This window comes from Pseudocitrobacter cyperus, from assembly GCF_039889165.1.
GTDB lineage: Bacteria > Pseudomonadota > Gammaproteobacteria > Enterobacterales > Enterobacteriaceae > Pseudocitrobacter > Pseudocitrobacter cyperus.
Genome location: NZ_JAYMYY010000004.1, coordinates 361,255 through 379,924, shown reverse-complemented (window position 1 = coordinate 379,924; position 18,670 = coordinate 361,255). Strand labels below are relative to the sequence as shown.

Genomic DNA, 18,670 nt, shown 5'->3' with positions numbered 1-18,670 from the left:
AAAAAATTTTTCGCCGCTAATATGAGCCTCCACAACGATTCCTCTGTAGTTCAGTCGGTAGAACGGCGGACTGTTAATCCGTATGTCACTGGTTCGAGTCCAGTCAGAGGAGCCAAATTTAAAAAGCCCGCTTTTTAGCGGGCTTTTTGCTTTTCTGCGTTTCAGCTCAGAATAGCTTCCAGCCGCTTACCATTTCAGACACCCATATCAATGGTTCGGGGCTGGTTGCAACGGATCACGTCCGTTGTTTTTGTCCCCGCGCGTCCAATGAAACGGTAAAACCGGCTGCTTGGGGCAATTCACAAGGAAACGTGATCCTCCTCGCTGATATTCACCGGCATCCCGGAACGTCGCTGCATTTCACTCTGCGCCCGCTCGACATCCACGCCTTCGCCGCGCACGAATGCCTGCATGGCTGGGGTAACTGGCAGCGGTACCTTTTTGTCCGACTCATATTCCGCGCGGTTACGCGATAACGGTTCATGGATCTCAATCCATCGGCTGCCATCCGGCTCAGTGGTATATTTCACCGGCCGGTCAATAATCTGTACCCGCGTCCCCACCGGAACGGTGTCGAAAAGATATTTGATGTCATCGTTACGCAGACGAATGCAGCCCTGGCTCACCCGCAGACCGATGCCAAAATTCGCATTGGTACCGTGGATAGCGTACAGGCGGCCAATATAGATGGCATACAGCCCCATCGGGTTTTCTGGCCCGGCAGGCACCATCGCAGGCAGGGTTTTGCCTTCTTTGGCATATTCACGTCGCGTATTGGCCGTCGGTACCCAGGTCGGCCCTTCCTGCTTACGTTCCACCTTAGTCACCCAGTTACGTGGCGTTTCGCGCCCTGCCTGCCCAATGCCGATCGGTAATACCTCCACCGTATTCCCCTCCGGCGGATAATAGTAGAGTCGCATCTCGGCAACGTTAATCACTATTCCCTGCCGTGGTGTGTCGGGCAGGATGAGCTGCTGCGGGATAGTCAGCGTAGAGCCTCGCGCAGGGAGGTAGACATCCACACCAGGGTTCGCCTCCAGCATATTGCTCAGTCCCTGACCATAACGCGCCGCAAAGGCTTCCAGCGGGAAATGGCTATCGAGCGGAACAATGATTTGCAATGGGCTGCCGACCAGTCGGCTTCCTTCCGGGGGCAACGGATAAGTGACTGCCAGCGCGCTGTAACTGGCTAACAGCAGCACGGCGGGCCATAACAGTTTGACACGACGCATAATTTCCCTTCCTCAGCCGTGAAAAGATGATTGTTAATTATAGCTTTTTTATCCGCCTTATGTCGGTAAAGAAAGCCATTAAAGGAAGGGATTTCATTCAGGTCAGGAGAAACCGCTCCGACGGGAGCGGTGAAGGGAAAATTACTTCTCCGGCAGGACGATATTACTTTCAGCCAGTGTTCCCATATTGTTATAGATAGCGCAGGCTGATTCAACGATATGCATCGCCATTGCCGCCCCGCTCCCCTCGCCAAGACGCATCGCCATATTGAGGTACGGTTCCAGCTCCAGCGCTTCAAGCGCAATACGTGCCCCCTTCTCCGCAGAAAGATGCGACGGGATCAAATAAGGTTTTACGGCAGGGGCGATCCGACACGCTGCCAGCGCTGACGCATAGGAGAGAAAACCATCCAGCACCACCGGCAGCCCACAGGAAGCCGCGCCAAGCATGACGCCCGTCATCCCCACCAGATCAAAACCGCCCACTTTCGCCAGTACATCCATACCATCCGCAGCATCGGGCTGATTAAACGCAATTGCACGACGCACCACGTTCACTTTATTCGCCATCTGGGTTTGTGGCAGGTTAGCACCGATACCGACGGTATCCTGCGGATCGACCCCGGTTAGCACACTGACGATGGCGGCGGCAGGCGTGGTGTTAGCCATTCCGAGCTCGCCTACGCCAAACAGCGTAACACCCTGCTCCGCCAGCTCGCGCGTATAACGGATAGTTTCCAGCAGCAACTCCTGCGCCTGCTGGCGGCTCATCGCGGGCTCTCGGGCGATATTGCCGCTGCCGCGCGCCACTTTCATGTTGACCACGCCGGGGATGGGATCGGCATCAATCCCGACATCAATAACATGCACCTTCGCCCCGGCCTGCGCTGCCAGTACACATACGCCGGTATTATGGCGAGTCATGTTAACCGTTTGGATTGCGGTGACGACCTGCGGCGATATCGCTACACCTTCATGCCAGACGCCATGATCGGCACACATCACCAGAATGGCTTTTTGCGTTACCTGCGGCCGCCCTTTTAAACCCGGCATGCCCGCCAGTTGTACCGCCAGCGCTTCGAGACGCCCCAGGCTTCCCGGAGGTTTAAGCAACCCATCAATGTGATGTTGCGCCTGCGCCATTGCGGCGCTGTCCGTCTCCGGGATGGCGTCGAGCAGCGTTGAAAGTGTTTGCATCTTGTTCCCCGATATTCTGATCAGACTGACTTAAATTAACGCCAGCAGAAAAATAAGTTCGCCCAGTTCAATGCCTGCGCCCATGGTATCGCCCGTCAGACCGCCCAGCGTGCGTTTGAGCAGTTGCCCGAGAATAAAGACGCCGATAAGCGTCACCAGCAACGCGCGCAGCCCCTGCACGCCAAGTAGTGTCGCCACCAGCACGGCGCTCAGCCCCAGCGTGATCCCCGTCTGGCGCAACGACACTTTGCCAATAAACAGATTGCCCAGCCCCTCTTCGCGCGCATAGCGGTGGCGGTACATCATCAGCACCACGCAACCGCGCCCGGCGATGCAGGCACATGCCAGAGCCGCCAGCATCGGCGTATCGCGCAACGCCAGTTCATTGACCGCCAGCACTTTGCCCAGCAGAATAAAAATCAGCGCCAGCCCGCCGTGAGTCCCCAGACGGCTGTCGCGCATGATCTCCAGCATTTTCTCGCGACGACGTGCCGAGAAAACGCCATCACAGGTATCCGCCAGGCCATCAAGATGAAAACCCCCCGTTAACAGCGCCAGCGCCAGCACGGCAAAAAATGCCGCCAGCGGCACGCCGCACCAGGGTTGCAGCAGCATAAAGGCCAGGCCGCTTAAGACACCGAGCAATAGCCCGACAAGAGGAAACGTCACAACCCCACGCACATACTGGTCGATATCCAGCCCCTGCGACCAACGCTGCGGCACCGGCAGACGGCTCATAAAAGACAGCGTGGCAAAGAAGATCCTGCTCATTTTATTTTGACTCCAATTCCTGACACCACCAGCCAGACGTCATCTGCCGCCTGAGCCAGTTTTTGATTCACTCGCCCGGCAATGTCGCGGAAATGGCGCGCCAGACGGTTCTCCGGCACGATGCCCATCCCCACCTCATTAGTAACCAGCACGACCGGCGAAGGACAGTGCTGACAGGCTATAATAAGCGTCTCAATTTCCAGGTCTACCGCCCTCTCCAGCGCGGCAAAATCCCACTGTTCAATGTCACCCTCATCTTCTGTGGCAAACAACACATTCGTTACCAGAGTGGTGATGCACTCCAGCAAAATGGCCTCGCCGGGATCGTTGTCGGGGGTGATGACCTCACTCAAATTCTGCCAGCGCTCTGCGGTACGCCAGTGCGCCGGACGGCTGTCACGATGATGCTGAATGCGCGCCGCCATCTCGGCATCGGTAATTTGTGAAGTGGCGATGTAGAGCACATGCGGGTAATCGCGCAGCAGGGATTCAGCATGGCGGCTTTTCCCGCTGCGTGCGCCGCCAGTCACCAGTATCATGATTGGGGCTCCTGATAGTCCTGCATAATCTGATAAATTCTCCCAATATCGATATGTTCGCGCATGGCGTCGGCAAGGATATCAAACTGCTGCGCTTTGTAATCGGCGTAGCTCATCACAGTATCCAGCGCGGGCAGCCCTTTACGCTGGCGCAGCGCGTTGATAATGCCGCGAGTAAATACATCGCAGTCGAACAAACCATGAAGATAGGTGCCGAACACCAGGCCGTCGTCGCTGACCGCGCCATCCTCCAGCGTTGAACCGTCCTGGCGCTGCAGGGATAGCCCCGCCTTGCAGTGGGCGCGTCGCGTGGTGGTGCCCATATGAATTTCATAACCCGCGATTGCCATACCGGACACAGCGGCTAACCAGCCTGGCAGGGCGTCGGCCATTACCGCGCGCGTTTGTTCGGTGGTTTTCTCCGGCGCAAACAGCGTGTCCGTCGCCAGCAAGCCAAGCCCAGGCACAACGCCCAGTCCCGATTCAATCTCATCGGTAATGGTCTCGCCCAGCATCTGATAACCGCCGCAAATACCCATTACCGGCGTCCCTTCCCGATGGCTTGCCAGCACGGCCTGCGCCAGCCCACTCTGGCGCAACCAGTTCAGGTCGCCCAGCGTATTTTTACTTCCCGGCAGAATAATCAAATCGACCTGCGCCAGCGCTTCTGCCGTGCGTACATAACGCACCTGGACATCGGGCTGCGCCGCCAGCGCATTCATATCGGTAAAGTTTGAGAGGTGGGGAAGTTGCACCACTGCAATCGTTATGGGACGATCGCCGATATGGCGATAGAGCCCGCGCTGCATCGCCACGCTATCCTCTTCTTCCAGGTCTACCTCCAGCCATGGCATCACGCCAAGCACCGGCACCCCGGTCAGCTCCTCAATCTGTTTCACGCCCGGCATCAGGAGCGAAACGTCGCCGCGAAATTTGTTGATGATAACGCCCTTCACCCGGGCACGTTCGTGCTCTAACAGTAGCGCCAGCGTACCGTATATCGACGCAAAGACGCCCCCACGGTCGATATCCGCCACCAGGATCACCGGGCAATGTGCCAGTTCGGCCATTCCCATGTTGACGATATCACGGTCGCGCAGATTAATTTCCGCCGGGCTACCCGCGCCTTCGAGCACCAGCGCATCATACTCCTGCCCAAGATGGGTATAGACGTCAAGGATCTGCTGACGCAGCCGCGGTTTGTATTCGTGATAGCTGACCGCATCCATATCTGTCATCACCTTGCCCATCAATACCACCTGCGCTTTGCAGTCGCTGGTTGGTTTCAACAGCACCGGGTTCATGCGCACATCGGGCGTGATACCGGCGGCTTCAGCCTGAAAAATTTGTGCGCGCCCCATCTCTTTGCCATCCGGAGTAATACCGGAATTAAGCGCCATATTCTGCGATTTGAACGGCGCGGTTTTCAGGCCATCCTGATGAAAAATACGGCACAGCCCGGCCACCAGCACACTTTTGCCGACGTCGGATGCGGTACCCTGAATCATAATTGCCTGCGTCATGATGCCTCTTCATGCTGGCTGTTGCGCATAAGCCCCGTGATGGCCAGCGCGTCAGCCGTTAAACCATTTTGCTGTGACCGGGAATGATACTTGTCATTAGGGAGCCGCCGCCAGTCAGATCGTCTGGCATTCAGAAAGTAAGCGGGCAAAAGCGCACAACATTGATGCATGTCGCTCAATCAGTGCGAAATTATCGGCAATGCAATTCAGGCCGGCTCTTCTGAACGCTTTTCGCGGATTTGTTGGCGGTACGCCTGCGGTGTTATCTGGTAGGTGTGGCGAAAAACCTTACAAAAATAGCTGGTCTGAGAAAACCCTAAATTGCGGGCAATACTGGCAATGCTCCAGTTACTGTGGCTAAGCAACTCTTTGGCGCTCGCCATACGTTGTTGATTGACCCAGGCGTTAAAGCCAATGCCCTGATATTTTCTGAACAGCTTGCTGAAATAATAAGGACTGAGATAAACATGAGAAGCCACCTCTTCGAGACGAAGTTCATCAGACAAGTGTGCCTCTATGTAACGTAGTGCTTTATTCATTTTACTGTCATGGGGATTCGCCTCCCGCTGGGAACGGGGCGACACCGCCTGCGGAGGGTTATCTTTAATCACCACAAAGTTAAGCTGCTTTTTAAGGCAGTTTTCTACGATCAATTTCAGCAGATCCGCAGAGGCCATCACGCGCGAAAAATCCATTTCCGGGACATTGCGAAACTCATTAAGCAGTTGCGGATCCGCCTGCCAGCGATCATCAACATTCAGAATATCAATCATGCCCGTTTCTGCGTCATTGCGCACACGCACCTGACCGCACAGAACGAACCCGACAAGATGCCCGGCTATAATCAGTGGAATAGAAATGTCTGTTAATCCGGCATGGCAGCGATAGATGCACGGCTGGTCTGATTTGGATGCTTCCAGCCCGCCGCAGCGATCGCTCATTCGGCAGCGAGTGCTGTGCTGCGGGTGCTGACGCATCATCTGGCAAAATGAGGTGAAATTAAACAGTTCAGAAATTTCATCACCATGTATATTGACCACTACAACCGCCAGACTGGTGGCCTGTGCAAAATCCTGCGCGATTTTATTAATGAGTTCTGAGTTCAGTGTACTCGCAGAAATCATGATAAAACCCCTCAGTTAATTCATTGTTACAGTGAAACATTGTTTTCACGCATCTATTTCACATCATCTTTAATGCTTATCGATGGTATGACGTAGGGTGGACAATAACAAAAGCCCCTCGAAACCGAGAGACTTTTTAATAAATCCGGAAAGCGGATCACGAAATAATAATGAATAAAATGCTACTGCTAATCAGAAGCCTAATGAATGCGCTACTTAATATTCACTGGCAGATTATTACTGAACAAATATCGATAAATGGCAGCCCCCGCACAGGCACCAATAAGCGGCGCGATCAGCGGAACAATAAAGTAAGGAATGTCACGCCCACCGGTGATAGCCACATTTCCCCACCCGGCAAGCCAGGTAAAAATTTTGGGGCCAAAATCACGCGCAGGATTCATGGCGAACCCCGTCAGCGGCCCGGTTGCCGCACCAATGACCGCCACCAGAATACCGATAAGCAGCGGTGCCAGTGGGCCTTTTGGCATGCCATTACCATCGTCCGTCAACGCCATAATCAACCCCATCAGCATTGACGTGATGACGATTTCCACCAGCGCTGCCTGCCAAACGCTCAGCGCCGCGGCCGGGTAAGTGCTAAATATTCCCGCCAGTTGCAGGCTTTCGACACTTCCGCGAACCATATTGTGGGCTGATTCAAACTCAGTGAAGAGAGAGGCATACATCAAATACGCAAGCAGTGCACCACTGAAGGCACCCGCAAACTGAGCAGCGGCGAAGGGGAGCACTTTGCGCCCAGGAAATTGCGCAAACAGCCAAAGTGCGACAGTAACGGCCGGATTAAGATGTGCGCCAGAGATCCCCGCGGTTAAGTACACAGCAAGTGAGATCCCAAGCCCCCAGACAATGCAGATCTCCCATAAACCGAAGCTCGCGCCCGCAACAACCGCTGCGCTCAGACAACCGATACCAAAAAAGAGAAACAGGCCTGTGCCTAAAAATTCAGCAATACATTGTGTTTTTAGTGAATCATTCATAGTGACACCTTTTAAGCAGGGGTTGTGCCTTCGCCAGCCGCTCCACTGCTGACGATGAAGTACGTCGCCCCTTACTATAAAAAGTGGCGTATGAAAATTGTTGGCAACCTGAATAAATCCACATTGGTAAAATCGCCTTGCGATAGCAAATTCTTGCCATGCCCTTTTCATATATCTATACACACCGGGCACTCCAGCTAATAATTTAATTTTTTAAAATATGAAAATATTGCTTTCATCAGATTTATTTTTTCCAATGAGCATCACACATCGGTTCATTTTCGCCTGGCACACAATGTATTCACTGTCATCAAAAAAAATGTAAATATGGATTGTTAATAGCTAATTATTCACATAATTAAAAACTGCAAAATCAATTCAAATCATCAACATAAAAAAAGCAATGACAATTTTATATCATTGCTGCGCCACTATTTTTTCACGCATGCCATCAAGTCAGCCATTCTTTTTTCTCGCTTCTTTTTATAGTCATCAATATCAAAAAAACCAGGCGAGGTCTTTATGCAACAAGAAGCGTTAGGAATGGTAGAAACCAAAGGATTAACTGCCGCGATAGAGGCCGCAGATGCAATGGTGAAATCGGCCAACGTGATGCTGGTCGGTTACGAAAAAATCGGTTCAGGGCTTGTGACCGTTATTGTCCGTGGCGATGTTGGCGCGGTAAAAGCGGCCACGGATGCGGGGGCTGCGGCAGCGCGCAACGTGGGAGAAGTGAAAGCCACACATGTCATTCCTCGCCCACACACCGATGTCGAAAAAATCTTACCAAAGGGAATTAACGGATGAGCAGCAATGAACTGGTGGAACAGATCATGGCACAGGTGATCGCCCGAGTGGCGACGCCGGGGCACTCGGTTACTCCTGAAACCTCCAATACACAACGAGAAACAGCTATGGCAGAGAAAAGCTGCAGTCTAACGGAATTTGTGGGCACCGCGATGGGTGACACGGTCGGCCTGGTTATCGCAAATGTGGACAGCGCCCTGCTGGACGCCATGAAGCTTGAAAAGCGCTACCGCTCAATCGGCATCCTGGGCGCGCGCGTCGGCGCAGGCCCACACATTATGGCCGCCGATGAAGCCGTGAAAGCGACCAACACGGAAGTCGTGAGCATCGAACTTCCTCGCGATACCAAAGGAGGCGCTGGTCACGGCTCGCTGATCGTTCTGGGCGGCAATGACGTTTCTGACGTCAAACGCGGCATCGAAGTGGCTCTGAAAGAGCTCGATCGCACCTTTGGCGACGTCTATGCCAATGAAGCCGGGCACCTCGAATTGCAGTACACCGCGCGCGCCAGCTACGCGCTGGAAAAAGCGTTCGGCACGCCAATTGGCCGCGCCTGCGGCGTCATTGTCGGTGCGCCTGCGGCTGTCGGTGTGCTGATGGCCGATACGGCACTGAAATCGGCCAATGTCGACGTGGTGGCTTACAGCTCCCCTGCACAGGGCACCAGCTTCAGTAATGAAGTCATCCTGGTGATTTCCGGCGACTCCGGGGCTGTGCGTCAGGCGGTGATCTCCGCCCGTGAAATCGGCAAAACCGTACTCTCGACGCTCGGTTCTGAACCGAAAAACGACCGCCCCTCCTACATTTGATATCCATGAGGCTGATTCATGAGATCGAAAAGATTTGAAGCACTGGCAAAACGCCCTGTGAATCAGGACGGTTTTGTTAAAGAGTGGATCGAAGAAGGCTTCATTGCGATGGAGAGCCCGAACGACCCGAAACCGTCAATTAAAATCGTTAATGGCGCCGTCACCGAACTGGACGGCAAACCGGTCAGTGAATTTGATTTGATTGACCACTTTATCGCGCGTTACGGGATCAATCTGGCACGAGCGGAAGAAGTCATGGCGATAGACTCTGTCAAACTCGCCAATATGCTGTGCGACCCGAATATAAAACGCAGCCAAATCGTTCCGCTGACCACCGCGATGACGCCGGCAAAAATTGTCGAAGTAGTATCGCACATGAACGTGGTTGAGATGATGATGGCGATGCAGAAAATGCGCGCCCGTCGTACCCCTTCTCAGCAATCGCACATTACCAACGTAAAAGATAACCCGGTGCAAATCGCCGCAGATGCGGCGGAAGGTGCCTGGCGTGGATTCGACGAACAGGAAACTACCGTTGCGGTGGGGCGTTATGCGCCATTCAACGCCATCGCGTTACTTGTTGGCTCACAGGTCGGACGCCCTGGCGTACTGACACAATGTTCCCTGGAAGAAGCGACTGAGCTGAAGCTCGGCATGCTGGGGCACACCTGCTACGCCGAAACCATCTCCGTTTATGGGACGGAACCCGTCTTCACCGACGGCGATGATACGCCGTGGTCGAAAGGCTTTTTAGCCTCATCCTACGCATCGCGCGGCCTGAAAATGCGCTTTACCTCAGGTTCCGGTTCAGAAGTCCAAATGGGTTATGCCGAAGGTAAATCCATGTTGTACCTGGAGGCACGCTGCATTTACATCACTAAAGCCGCAGGTGTTCAGGGGCTACAAAACGGTTCCGTGAGCTGCATCGGGGTACCTTCTGCAGTGCCATCAGGGATCCGCGCGGTGCTGGCGGAAAACCTGATCTGCTCCTCACTGGATCTGGAATGCGCCTCCAGTAATGACCAGACCTTCACCCACTCCGATATGCGCCGTACCGCCCGTTTCCTGATGCAGTTCCTGCCGGGTACAGACTTTATCTCCTCCGGTTTTTCTGCGGTACCGAACTACGACAACATGTTCGCAGGCTCCAACGAAGATGCCGAAGACTTTGACGACTACAACGTTATTCAGCGCGACCTGAAGGTTGATGGTGGCCTGCGGCCGGTGCGTGAAGAAGACGTTATCGCCATTCGAAACAAAGCCGCCCGGGCGTTGCAGGCCGTATTTGCCGGTATGGGGCTGCCGCCTATCACTGACGAAGAAGTTGAAGCCGCAACCTATGCGCATGGCTCGAAGGATATGCCTGAACGCAATATCGTCGAAGATCTCAAATTTGCCCAGGAAGTCATCAACAAAAACCGTAACGGCCTGGAAGTGGTGAAAGCACTGGCTCAGGGCGGTTTTAACGATGTTGCGCAGGACATGCTGAATATTCAGAAAGCCAAACTGACAGGGGATTATCTGCATACCTCCGCCATTATCGTGGGCGACGGACAGGTGCTCTCTGCGGTAAACGACGTCAACGATTATGCCGGTCCGGCAACAGGTTATCGCTTACAAGGCGAACGCTGGGAAGAGATTAAAAATATCCCTGGCGCACTTGATCCCAACGAGCTTGGCTAAGGGGTGAACAATGGAAATTAATGAAAAGCTACTGCGCCAGATTATTGAAGACGTGCTGTCCGAAATGCAGTCCAGCGATAAGCCTGTCTCCTTCCGCGCAGCAGGCGCATCTGCAACGCCCACTGCGCCACAGGGTGAAAGCTTTCTGACGGAAATCGGCGAAGCAAAACAGGGTACCCAACAGGACGAAGTCATCATTGCGGTGGGGCCAGCCTTTGGTCTCTCTCAGACCACCAACATTGTCGGCGTACCCCATAAAAATATCCTGCGTGAAATGATCGCCGGTATTGAAGAGGAAGGGATTAAAGCGCGCGTAATTCGCTGCTTTAAATCCTCCGATGTGGCATTTGTTGCCGTCGAAGGTAATCGTCTGAGCGGCTCGGGTATCGCCATCGGCATCCAGTCCAAAGGCACGACCGTTATCCACCAGCAGGGTCTGCCGCCGCTGTCGAATCTCGAACTGTTCCCGCAGGCACCGCTGCTGACGCTTGAGACCTACCGTCAGATTGGTAAGAACGCCGCGCAGTACGCAAAGCGCCAATCACCACAGCCAGTTCCTACGCTGAATGACCAGATGGCGCGCCCGAAATACCAGGCCAAATCCGCCATTCTGCACATTAAAGAGACGAAATATGTCGTAACGGGCAAAAACCCGCAGGAACTGCGCGTGGCGCTTTAATAAGGATCGCTTTATGAATACCGATGCAATTGAATCGATGGTTCGGGACGTGTTGAGCCGCATGAACAGCCTGCAGGGCGATGCTTCTGTTCCGGTCGCCGCCCCCGGTAATACCACACACACCGCAAAAGTGACTGACTACCCGCTGGCGAATAAGCATCCGGATTGGGTAAAAACCGCCACCAATAAAACGCTGGATGAGCTCACCCTTGAAAACGTCCTGAGCAATAAAATCACCGCGCAGGATATGCGTATCACACCGGAAACGCTGCGCATTCAGGCTGCCATCGCAAAAGATGCGGGGCGCGACCGCCTGGCAATGAACTTTGAACGTGCAGCAGAGTTAACGGCCGTGTCGGACGACCGCATCCTGGAAATCTACAACGCCCTGCGGCCCTATCGCTCCACCAAAGAAGAGTTAATGGCTATTGCGGACGATCTCGAAAGTCGCTATCAGGCGAAGATCTGCGCTGCTTTTGTTCGTGAAGCGGCAGCACTGTACGTCGAACGTAAAAAACTCAAAGGCGACGATTAAGGGTAGGACATGAAATATATCGCTGGCATTGATATTGGCAACTCATCAACAGAAGTCGCTCTGGCGACGATTGATGAGGCGAATGCATGCACCATAATTGGTAGCGCACTGGCAGAAACCACCGGAATTAAAGGCACATTGCGTAATGTGTTTGGCATTCAGGAAGCGCTCACGCATGCGGCCCATCACGCAGGCATCAATGTCAGCGACATTTCACTTATTCGCATCAACGAAGCCACGCCGGTCATTGGCGATGTGGCGATGGAAACCATCACCGAAACCATCATCACCGAGTCCACCATGATTGGCCATAACCCCAAAACACCGGGTGGTGTTGGCCTGGGCGTGGGGATAACCATTACGCCGGATACGTTGTTAACCTGTTCCGCGGATACGCCTTATATCCTGGTCGTGTCATCAGCATTCGATTTCGCGGATGTTGCCGCCATGATTAACGCATCCACGCGTGCGGGGTATCAGTTAACCGGCGTGATTCTGCAACAAGACGATGGCGTGCTGGTGAGTAACCGTCTGGATAACCCGCTGCCTATTGTCGATGAAGTGCGTTACATCGACCGTATTCCTCTGGGAATGCTGGCCGCCATTGAGGTTGCCGTTCCCGGAAAAGTGATTGAAACACTCTCTAATCCCTATGGCATAGCCACTGTATTTAACCTCAATGCGGACGAAACCAAAAATATCGTTCCCGTGGCAAGGGCATTGATTGGTAACCGTTCCGCCGTGGTGGTGAAAACACCGTCGGGTGATGTAAAAGCACGCGCGATCCCAGCCGGACACATTGAACTGCAATCTCAGGGGCGCACATTACGGGTCGACGTGGCGGCGGGAGCCAACGCCATTATGAAAGCTGTCGGCGAGTGTCCAAAACTGGATAACGTCATCGGCGAAGCGGGCTCCAACATCGGCGGTATGCTTGAACACGTTCGCCAGACCATGGCAGAACTGACTAATAAACCCGGCAACGAAATTTTTATTCAGGATCTGCTGGCCGTTGATACCTCCGTCCCGGTCAGCGTCACCGGCGGATTAGCGGGTGAATTTTCGCTGGAGCAGGCCGTTGGTATCGCGTCGATGGTGAAATCCGATCGACTGCAAATGGCGATGATTGCCCGTGAAATCACGCAAAAGCTGGGCGTGGATGTTCAGGTGGGTGGGGCTGAAGCGGAAGCCGCGATTTTAGGGGCGTTAACCACGCCCGGGACAACGCGGCCACTGGCGATTCTGGACTTAGGTGCGGGCTCAACAGACGCCTCAATTATCAACCCGAAAGGGGACATTATTGGCACACACCTCGCGGGAGCGGGCGATATGGTCACCATGATCATCTCCCGCGAACTTGGGCTGGACGATCGTTATCTGGCAGAGGAGATTAAAAAATATCCGCTGGCAAAGGTGGAAAGTCTTTTCCACCTGCGACATGAAGATGGCAGCGTGCAGTTCTTCCCTTCCCCGCTCCCCCCGACGGTCTTTGCGCGCGTCTGCGTCGTAAAACCCGATGGGCTGGTACCCCTGCCCGGCGATCTGGCCCTTGAGAAAGTGCGTGCTATTCGCCGTAGCGCTAAAGAGCGCGTCTTTGTCACCAACGCCCTGCGCGCGCTTCGTCAGGTCAGCCCCACCGGCAATATTCGTGATATTCCGTTTGTGGTGCTGGTGGGAGGTTCATCTCTTGATTTTGAAGTTCCACAGCTTGTCACCGACGCGCTGGCACACTATCGCCTGGTTGCCGGGCGGGGAAACATTCGAGGAACAGAAGGGCCACGCAATGCCGTCGCTACGGGGTTGATCCTCTCCTGGCACAAGGAGTTCGCGCATGGACAGCAATAACCCTATTCCGGCCATTGTCATTTCCCCCATCGGAGAAAGCCTCTTCGACTGGCATGACGTCCTGCTCGGCATCGAAGAAGAAGGTATCCCCTTCGTTATCCAGCCACAACCAGACGGCGATGTTACACATTGCGCATGGCAGGCGGCGTGCCGATCGCCGCTGCTCGTGGGCATTGCCTGCGATAACAACGCGCTGGTTGTGCATTACAAGAATTTACCCGCATCAGCGCCGCTTTTTACGCTGACGTATCACCAAAACAGCCTTGATCGCCGAGGTACAGGAAACAACGCGGCAAGGTTAGTCAAAGGCATCCCTTTTCGGGATCTGAATAAGTAATCCACAGGAGAATCGCTGTATGAATAACGCACTGGGGCTTGTTGAAACAAAAGGACTGGTCGCCGCCATTGAAGCGGCGGATGCCATGGTGAAATCCGCCAATGTGCAACTGGTTGGCTACGAAAAAATCGGTTCTGGCCTGATTACCGTGATGGTTCGTGGCGATGTGGGTGCCGTAAAAGCGGCCGTCGATGCTGGTAGTGCCGCAGCCAATGCTGTGGGTGAAGTCAAATCATGCCATGTCATTCCACGCCCTCACACTGACGTTGAGGCCATTTTACCGAAGTCAGCTTAAATCGCAGATAAAAGGAGTTCAGCGTGAAGCAATCACTGGGATTACTCGAAGTTAGTGGTCTGGCATTAGCCATCAATTGCGCGGATATCATGGCGAAAGCCGCTTCCATCACGCTGGTTGGCCTCGAAAAAACCAACGGTTCAGGCTGGACGGTTATCAAAATCACCGGCGATGTGGCATCCGTGCAGTCCGCCATTATCACCGGTGCCAGTTTTGCAGGCCTTCAGAACGGTCTGGTCGCACACAAAGTGATCGCCAGACCCGGAGAAGGCATTCTTTCTCGCGCGGCATATGCTGGTTCTGTGCCCATGAAAGAAGCCGCCCAACAGCCTGAGACTGAGGTCGCTGTAGAAGAGTCAGCACCGGAAAAGAACCCTGCGGATCGAGGAGTCATTTGCAATCTGTGTCTTGACCCGGCCTGTTCGCGCCAAAAAGGTGATCCCCGGTCACTCTGTCTGCATTCCGGTAAGTAAGGTAAAGCGTAATGGACAAACAAGAACTGGAAACAACGGTCAGCAAAGTGCTGGATGAAATGCGTCAGCGGCCTATTCCGCTGGGCGTTTCAAACCGTCACATCCATCTTAGTGAAGACGATTATGCCCGGCTTTTCCCGGGGCAACCGATCAGTGAGAAAAAAGGGCTTCTCCAGCCGGGTCAGTTCGCATCGAACCAGACGCTCACCCTCGTCGGGCCAAAGGGGCAGTTGAAGAATGTCCGTTTGCTGGGGCCGCTGCGCAGCGCCAGCCAGGTTGAGATTTCGCGAACCGATGCCAGAACATTGGGGATCGACGCGCCGCTGCGTATGTCCGGCGATTTGGCTGGCACGCCAGGCGTGCACCTTATCAGCCCGTTCGCCGAACTGGATTTAACGTCTGGCGTCATTGTCGCTCAGCGTCATATCCATATGACGCCGCTGGATGCGTTGATCCTGCGTGTATCGCACGGCGACAGCGTTTCTGTTGCCATTGAAGGCGATGCGCGCCAGTTAGTGTTCGATAACGTCGCGGTTCGCGTCTCACCGGATATGTGCCTTGAGATGCATATCGACACAGACGAAGCCAACGCCGCGGGGGCCGATAACCCCCAGATCTGCGCCAGACTGGTCATGCCGTGATGGACAGCGAACAGTTGCAGCGAATCGTCGAAGAGGTTGTTTACCGCCTCACGCGTCGTGCCGGGCGTGTTGCTACGCTCAGCGTCGCACAACTACGGGAAGCCAACGTCCGCGCGTTGTTTTGCCACTATGCCTCCCTGACGATCCAGCAGGTTGATCTGCCGTTGCTGCAGCACATTGCTTGTGCCTCTTCGTCAGATACCGCGGCAGCCATCATTCAGGAAGCGCTGGCTTCCGGGCTTTGCGTACACCTGTCAGTGCAGCAACGTTTGTTATCAGCACTACCGGTGAAAAAGCTGGCGCGACTGCCTCTTACGTTCAGCGATGAGCACGGGAAAGGCGTTGTTTTGTACCCGCATACACTGCTGAGCTATGCCGATGTGGCACATCACAGCGGGGGAGTACTGGTATTAGGTCGCCAGTGCGTTGTTACCGCGTTAGCCCGTGAAGCCGCCAGCGCGCGGAATATTCAATTCATTAAGCAGGAGTAAACCATGCATCTGGCCCGGGTTACTGGCGCAGTGGTCGCCACACAAAAATCGCCTTCTCTGGTGGGCAAAAAACTCCTGCTGGTGCGTCGGGTCAGCGCGGACGGTGAATTGCCCGCGAGCCCCGCTTCAGGTGATGAAGTGGCGGTGGACTCGGTAGGCGCAGGGGTTGGTGAACTGGTGTTGCTGAGTAGCGGTTCCAGCGCGCGGCACGTTTTTTCCGCCCCCAACGAAGCCATCGATCTGGCCGTTGTCGGTATTGTCGACACACTTTCTCGCTAAGGGGACGCCATGCCGATTTATACACGCACGGGTGATGCCGGAACCACCGCCCTGTTCTCCGGTCAGCGCATCAGCAAAGCCCATCCGCGCGTTGAGTCCTACGGCACGCTCGATGAGCTTAACGCCGCACTGAGCCTGTGTGTTTGTGCCACGGGTTGCGGACAACATCGTTCACTGCTGGAAGCGATACAACAACAGCTTTTCTGGTTTAGCGCCGAGCTGGCCTGCGAAAGTGAAACGCCCACGTCGAACCAGCGTTACATCAGTATGGAAGACATTGCCACACTGGAAGCCGCCATTGATACCGCGATGGCGCGAGTACCACCTCTGCACGGTTTCATTTTGCCGGGTCGCAGTGAAGCCGCTAGTCGGCTGCATTTCGCCCGAACCATCGCCCGCCGTGCGGAACGTTGTCTGGTTGAACTCTCCACAGAGGTAGCCGTCAGGCAGGTGTTAATGCGCTATATCAATCGGCTATCTGATTGCCTGTATGCCCTGGCGCGCGCCGAAGATCATGACGCCCACCAGCAAACCATCATTCAGGAAGTGACGAGACGCTATCTGGCGTCCACTCACGCCTTACCCGCAAAGGATTACGCTATGAGTCTCTCTTTTCAGGATCTCCACCAGTTGACCCGCTCTGCCGTAGCTCGTGCAGAAGAAGTAAACATCCCCGTGGTTGTCAGCATTGTTGATGGTAACGGTACGCAAATGGTGACGTGGCGTATGCCTGACGCCCTTTTAGTCAGCAGCGAACTCGCGCCTAAAAAAGCCTGGACCGCCGTGGCAATGAAATCCGCAACGCATGAGCTGGCCTTAGCCGTTCAGCCGGGCGCACCGCTGTTCGGGCTTGAGAGCCATATGCAGGGAAAAGTGGTCACCTTTGGCGGGGGTTTCCCACTCTGGCGTGACGGACAACTTATTGGTGGTCTCGGTATCAGCGGCGGAAGCGTTGAACAGGACATGGATATTGCGCAAGCCGCCATTGCGGCGATTAACGTGAGTACACATCGATGAACAGATCTGAACTGGAAACCCTTATCCGCTCAATTCTGAGCGAACAACCGGTAACGGGTAGCGAAGAAGCCAAACAAAACGGCATTTTCCAGTCTGTCGGCGAAGCCATTGATGCCGCTCATCAGGCCTTCTTGCGCTATCAACAATGCCCGCTAAAGACCCGCAGCGCCATCATCAGCGCGATGCGTGAAGAGCTGACCCCACACCTGCCTGCGCTGGCGACAGAAAGTGCGGACGAAACCGGTATGGGAAACAAAGAGGATAAACTCCTTAAAAACAAAGCCGCGCTGGATAACACGCCGGGCGTCGAAGACTTAACCACCACGGCGCTAACCGGTGATGGCGGCATGGTGCTGTTCGAGTACTCGCCATTTGGCGTCATTGGCTCGGTCGCCCCCAGCACAAACCCGACGGAAACCATTATTAACAACAGCATTAGCATGCTGGCGGCGGGAAACAGTGTTTACTTCAGCCCGCATCCCGGTGCAAAAAACGTGTCCCTTAAGCTGATTGCGATGATCGAGGAAATTGCCTTCCGTTGCTGTGGCATTCGCAACCTGGTCGTGACGGTTGCAGAACCGACATTTGACGCGACCCGGCAAATGATGGCCCATCCCAAAATTGCCGTGCTGGCAATCACCGGAGGCCCTGGCATTGTGGCGATGGGCATGACCAGCGGGAAAAAAGTGATTGGCGCGGGCGCAGGTAATCCACCGTGTATTGTTGATGAAACGGCAGATTTAGTGAAAGCCGCGGAAGATATTATTAATGGCGCATCGTTCGATTACAACCTGCCCTGCATTGCCGAAAAAAGCCTGATTGTTGTTGAATCTGTCGCGGAAAAACTGATTCAGCAGATGCAAAGTTTTGGCGCGCTGCTTCTCAACGCGGCGGACACCGATAAACTCCGGGCGACCTGTATGCCGAACGGCCAGGCCAACAAAAAACTGGTCGGTAAAAGCCCGTCAGCCATGCTTGAGGCATCCGGGATACCCGTTCCTGCCAAAGCACCACGCCTGCTTATTGCCGTGGTGCAGGCAGATGATGCCTGGGTTACGGGTGAACAACTGATGCCGATGCTGCCCATCGTCAAAGTAAACGATTTTGACAGTGCGCTGGCGTTGGCGCTGAAAGTTGAAGAGGGCCTGCACCACACCGCCATCATGCATTCGCAAAATGTGTCGCGCCTGAATCTGGCGGCGCGTTCCCTGCAAACCTCTATCTTTGTGAAAAATGGGCCGTCCTACGCAGGTATTGGCGTGGGTGGCGAAGGGTTCACCACGTTCACCATCGCAACGCCCACCGGGGAAGGCACGACATCAGCCCGCACCTTTGCCCGCTCGCGGCGCTGCGTGCTGACCAACGGTTTCTCCATCCGATAACGAGGTCGTA

Annotated in this window: 21 protein-coding genes, 1 tRNA gene and 1 pseudogene; 15 read left to right on the top strand and 8 right to left on the bottom strand. The window is 54.6% G+C overall.

The genetic code is table 11. The annotated features are described in order from the left end of the window. The first annotated feature begins 39 nt into the window (after positions 1-39). Positions 40-115, top strand: a tRNA-Asn gene (locus VSR74_RS15645). A gap of 82 nt (positions 116-197) precedes the next feature. Here the strand turns inward: VSR74_RS15645 and VSR74_RS15640 are convergent. The 8 genes and pseudogenes from VSR74_RS15640 to pduF form a co-directional block, all read right to left on the bottom strand. Continuing rightward, positions 198-289: pseudogene (locus VSR74_RS15640) on the bottom strand (type II toxin-antitoxin system PemK/MazF family toxin); the annotation flags it as partial. 10 nt (positions 290-299) lie between these two features. Next, entirely contained in the window at positions 300-1,232 is a 933-nt protein-coding gene (gene ldtA, locus VSR74_RS15635; protein ID WP_347795565.1) for a L,D-transpeptidase, read from the bottom strand. Between the two features lie 141 nt (positions 1,233-1,373). Then, complete coding sequence (gene cobT / locus VSR74_RS15630; protein WP_347795564.1) at positions 1,374-2,429, bottom strand: nicotinate-nucleotide--dimethylbenzimidazole phosphoribosyltransferase; 1,056 nt, start codon at positions 2,427-2,429, stop codon at positions 1,374-1,376. Positions 2,430-2,459: 30 nt separating this feature from the next. Further along, positions 2,460-3,200 carry an adenosylcobinamide-GDP ribazoletransferase gene (gene cobS, locus VSR74_RS15625; RefSeq protein ID WP_347795563.1) on the bottom strand — a complete coding sequence of 247 codons (741 nt, stop codon included), beginning with the start codon at positions 3,198-3,200 and terminating at the stop codon, positions 2,460-2,462. After that, complete coding sequence (gene cobU / locus VSR74_RS15620; protein WP_347795621.1) at positions 3,197-3,742, bottom strand: bifunctional adenosylcobinamide kinase/adenosylcobinamide-phosphate guanylyltransferase; 546 nt, start codon at positions 3,740-3,742, stop codon at positions 3,197-3,199. Before cobU ends, cobS begins: the two co-directional genes overlap by 4 nt. Further along, positions 3,736-5,262, bottom strand: a complete 1,527-nt coding sequence (locus VSR74_RS15615) for a cobyric acid synthase (protein WP_347795562.1) — start codon at positions 5,260-5,262, stop codon at positions 3,736-3,738. Before VSR74_RS15615 ends, cobU begins: the two co-directional genes overlap by 7 nt. 206 nt (positions 5,263-5,468) lie before the next feature. Next, complete coding sequence (gene pocR, locus VSR74_RS15610) at positions 5,469-6,386, bottom strand: transcriptional regulator PocR (protein WP_347795561.1); 918 nt, start codon at positions 6,384-6,386, stop codon at positions 5,469-5,471. 212 nt (positions 6,387-6,598) lie between these two features. Continuing rightward, complete coding sequence (gene pduF / locus VSR74_RS15605) at positions 6,599-7,387, bottom strand: propanediol diffusion facilitator PduF (protein WP_347795560.1); 789 nt, start codon at positions 7,385-7,387, stop codon at positions 6,599-6,601. A 522-nt stretch (positions 7,388-7,909) separates the two neighbouring features. Between pduF and pduA the strand changes: the two genes are divergently transcribed. From pduA to pduP, 14 genes are read left to right on the top strand one after another with little or no spacing between them, the layout of a single operon-like run. Then, a complete protein-coding gene (gene pduA / locus VSR74_RS15600; protein WP_149462318.1) occupies positions 7,910-8,194 on the top strand; it encodes a propanediol utilization microcompartment protein PduA in 285 nt (94 codons plus the stop codon). Continuing rightward, positions 8,191-9,003: a propanediol utilization microcompartment protein PduB gene (gene pduB / locus VSR74_RS15595; RefSeq protein ID WP_347795559.1), complete on the top strand. Its 813-nt coding sequence runs from the start codon at positions 8,191-8,193 to the stop codon at positions 9,001-9,003. Before pduA ends, pduB begins: the two co-directional genes overlap by 4 nt. Positions 9,004-9,021: 18 nt before the next feature. Next, positions 9,022-10,686 (top strand): propanediol dehydratase large subunit PduC, encoded by a 1,665-nt coding sequence (pduC, locus tag VSR74_RS15590; protein WP_347795558.1) that lies wholly within the window; start codon positions 9,022-9,024, stop codon positions 10,684-10,686. Positions 10,687-10,696: 10 nt separating this feature from the next. Further along, the gene (locus VSR74_RS15585) at positions 10,697-11,365 is read left to right on the top strand and encodes a propanediol/glycerol family dehydratase medium subunit (RefSeq protein ID WP_347795557.1); all 669 of its coding nucleotides are present in this window, start codon (positions 10,697-10,699) and stop codon (positions 11,363-11,365) included. A 13-nt stretch (positions 11,366-11,378) separates the two neighbouring features. After that, the gene (gene pduE / locus VSR74_RS15580) at positions 11,379-11,900 is read left to right on the top strand and encodes a propanediol dehydratase small subunit PduE (RefSeq protein ID WP_347795556.1); all 522 of its coding nucleotides are present in this window, start codon (positions 11,379-11,381) and stop codon (positions 11,898-11,900) included. 9 nt (positions 11,901-11,909) lie between these two features. Further along, positions 11,910-13,745 carry a diol dehydratase reactivase subunit alpha gene (locus VSR74_RS15575; protein ID WP_347795555.1) on the top strand — a complete coding sequence of 612 codons (1,836 nt, stop codon included), beginning with the start codon at positions 11,910-11,912 and terminating at the stop codon, positions 13,743-13,745. After that, positions 13,732-14,082 (top strand): glycerol dehydratase reactivase beta/small subunit family protein, encoded by a 351-nt coding sequence (locus VSR74_RS15570; RefSeq protein ID WP_347795554.1) that lies wholly within the window; start codon positions 13,732-13,734, stop codon positions 14,080-14,082. Before VSR74_RS15575 ends, VSR74_RS15570 begins: the two co-directional genes overlap by 14 nt. Positions 14,083-14,101: 19 nt before the next feature. Next, positions 14,102-14,377, top strand: a complete 276-nt coding sequence (gene pduJ / locus VSR74_RS15565; RefSeq protein WP_149462325.1) for a propanediol utilization microcompartment protein PduJ — start codon at positions 14,102-14,104, stop codon at positions 14,375-14,377. Between the two features lie 23 nt (positions 14,378-14,400). Further along, positions 14,401-14,850: a BMC domain-containing protein gene (locus tag VSR74_RS15560; RefSeq protein ID WP_347795553.1), complete on the top strand. Its 450-nt coding sequence runs from the start codon at positions 14,401-14,403 to the stop codon at positions 14,848-14,850. An 11-nt stretch (positions 14,851-14,861) separates the two neighbouring features. Beyond that, the gene (locus tag VSR74_RS15555; protein WP_347795552.1) at positions 14,862-15,491 is read left to right on the top strand and encodes a phosphate propanoyltransferase; all 630 of its coding nucleotides are present in this window, start codon (positions 14,862-14,864) and stop codon (positions 15,489-15,491) included. Further along, positions 15,491-15,982 carry a microcompartment protein PduM gene (gene pduM, locus VSR74_RS15550; RefSeq protein ID WP_347795620.1) on the top strand — a complete coding sequence of 164 codons (492 nt, stop codon included), beginning with the start codon at positions 15,491-15,493 and terminating at the stop codon, positions 15,980-15,982. Before VSR74_RS15555 ends, pduM begins: the two co-directional genes overlap by 1 nt. 3 nt (positions 15,983-15,985) lie before the next feature. After that, on the top strand, positions 15,986-16,261 hold the full coding sequence (pduN, locus tag VSR74_RS15545) for a propanediol utilization microcompartment protein PduN (protein WP_347795551.1): 276 nt from the start codon (positions 15,986-15,988) through the stop codon (positions 16,259-16,261). Between the two features lie 9 nt (positions 16,262-16,270). After that, positions 16,271-17,278 carry a two-domain cob(I)yrinic acid a,c-diamide adenosyltransferase PduO gene (gene pduO / locus VSR74_RS15540; protein ID WP_347795550.1) on the top strand — a complete coding sequence of 336 codons (1,008 nt, stop codon included), beginning with the start codon at positions 16,271-16,273 and terminating at the stop codon, positions 17,276-17,278. Continuing rightward, positions 17,275-18,660 (top strand): CoA-acylating propionaldehyde dehydrogenase PduP, encoded by a 1,386-nt coding sequence (pduP, locus tag VSR74_RS15535; RefSeq protein WP_347795549.1) that lies wholly within the window; start codon positions 17,275-17,277, stop codon positions 18,658-18,660. Before pduO ends, pduP begins: the two co-directional genes overlap by 4 nt. Positions 18,661-18,670: the final 10 nt, after the last annotated feature.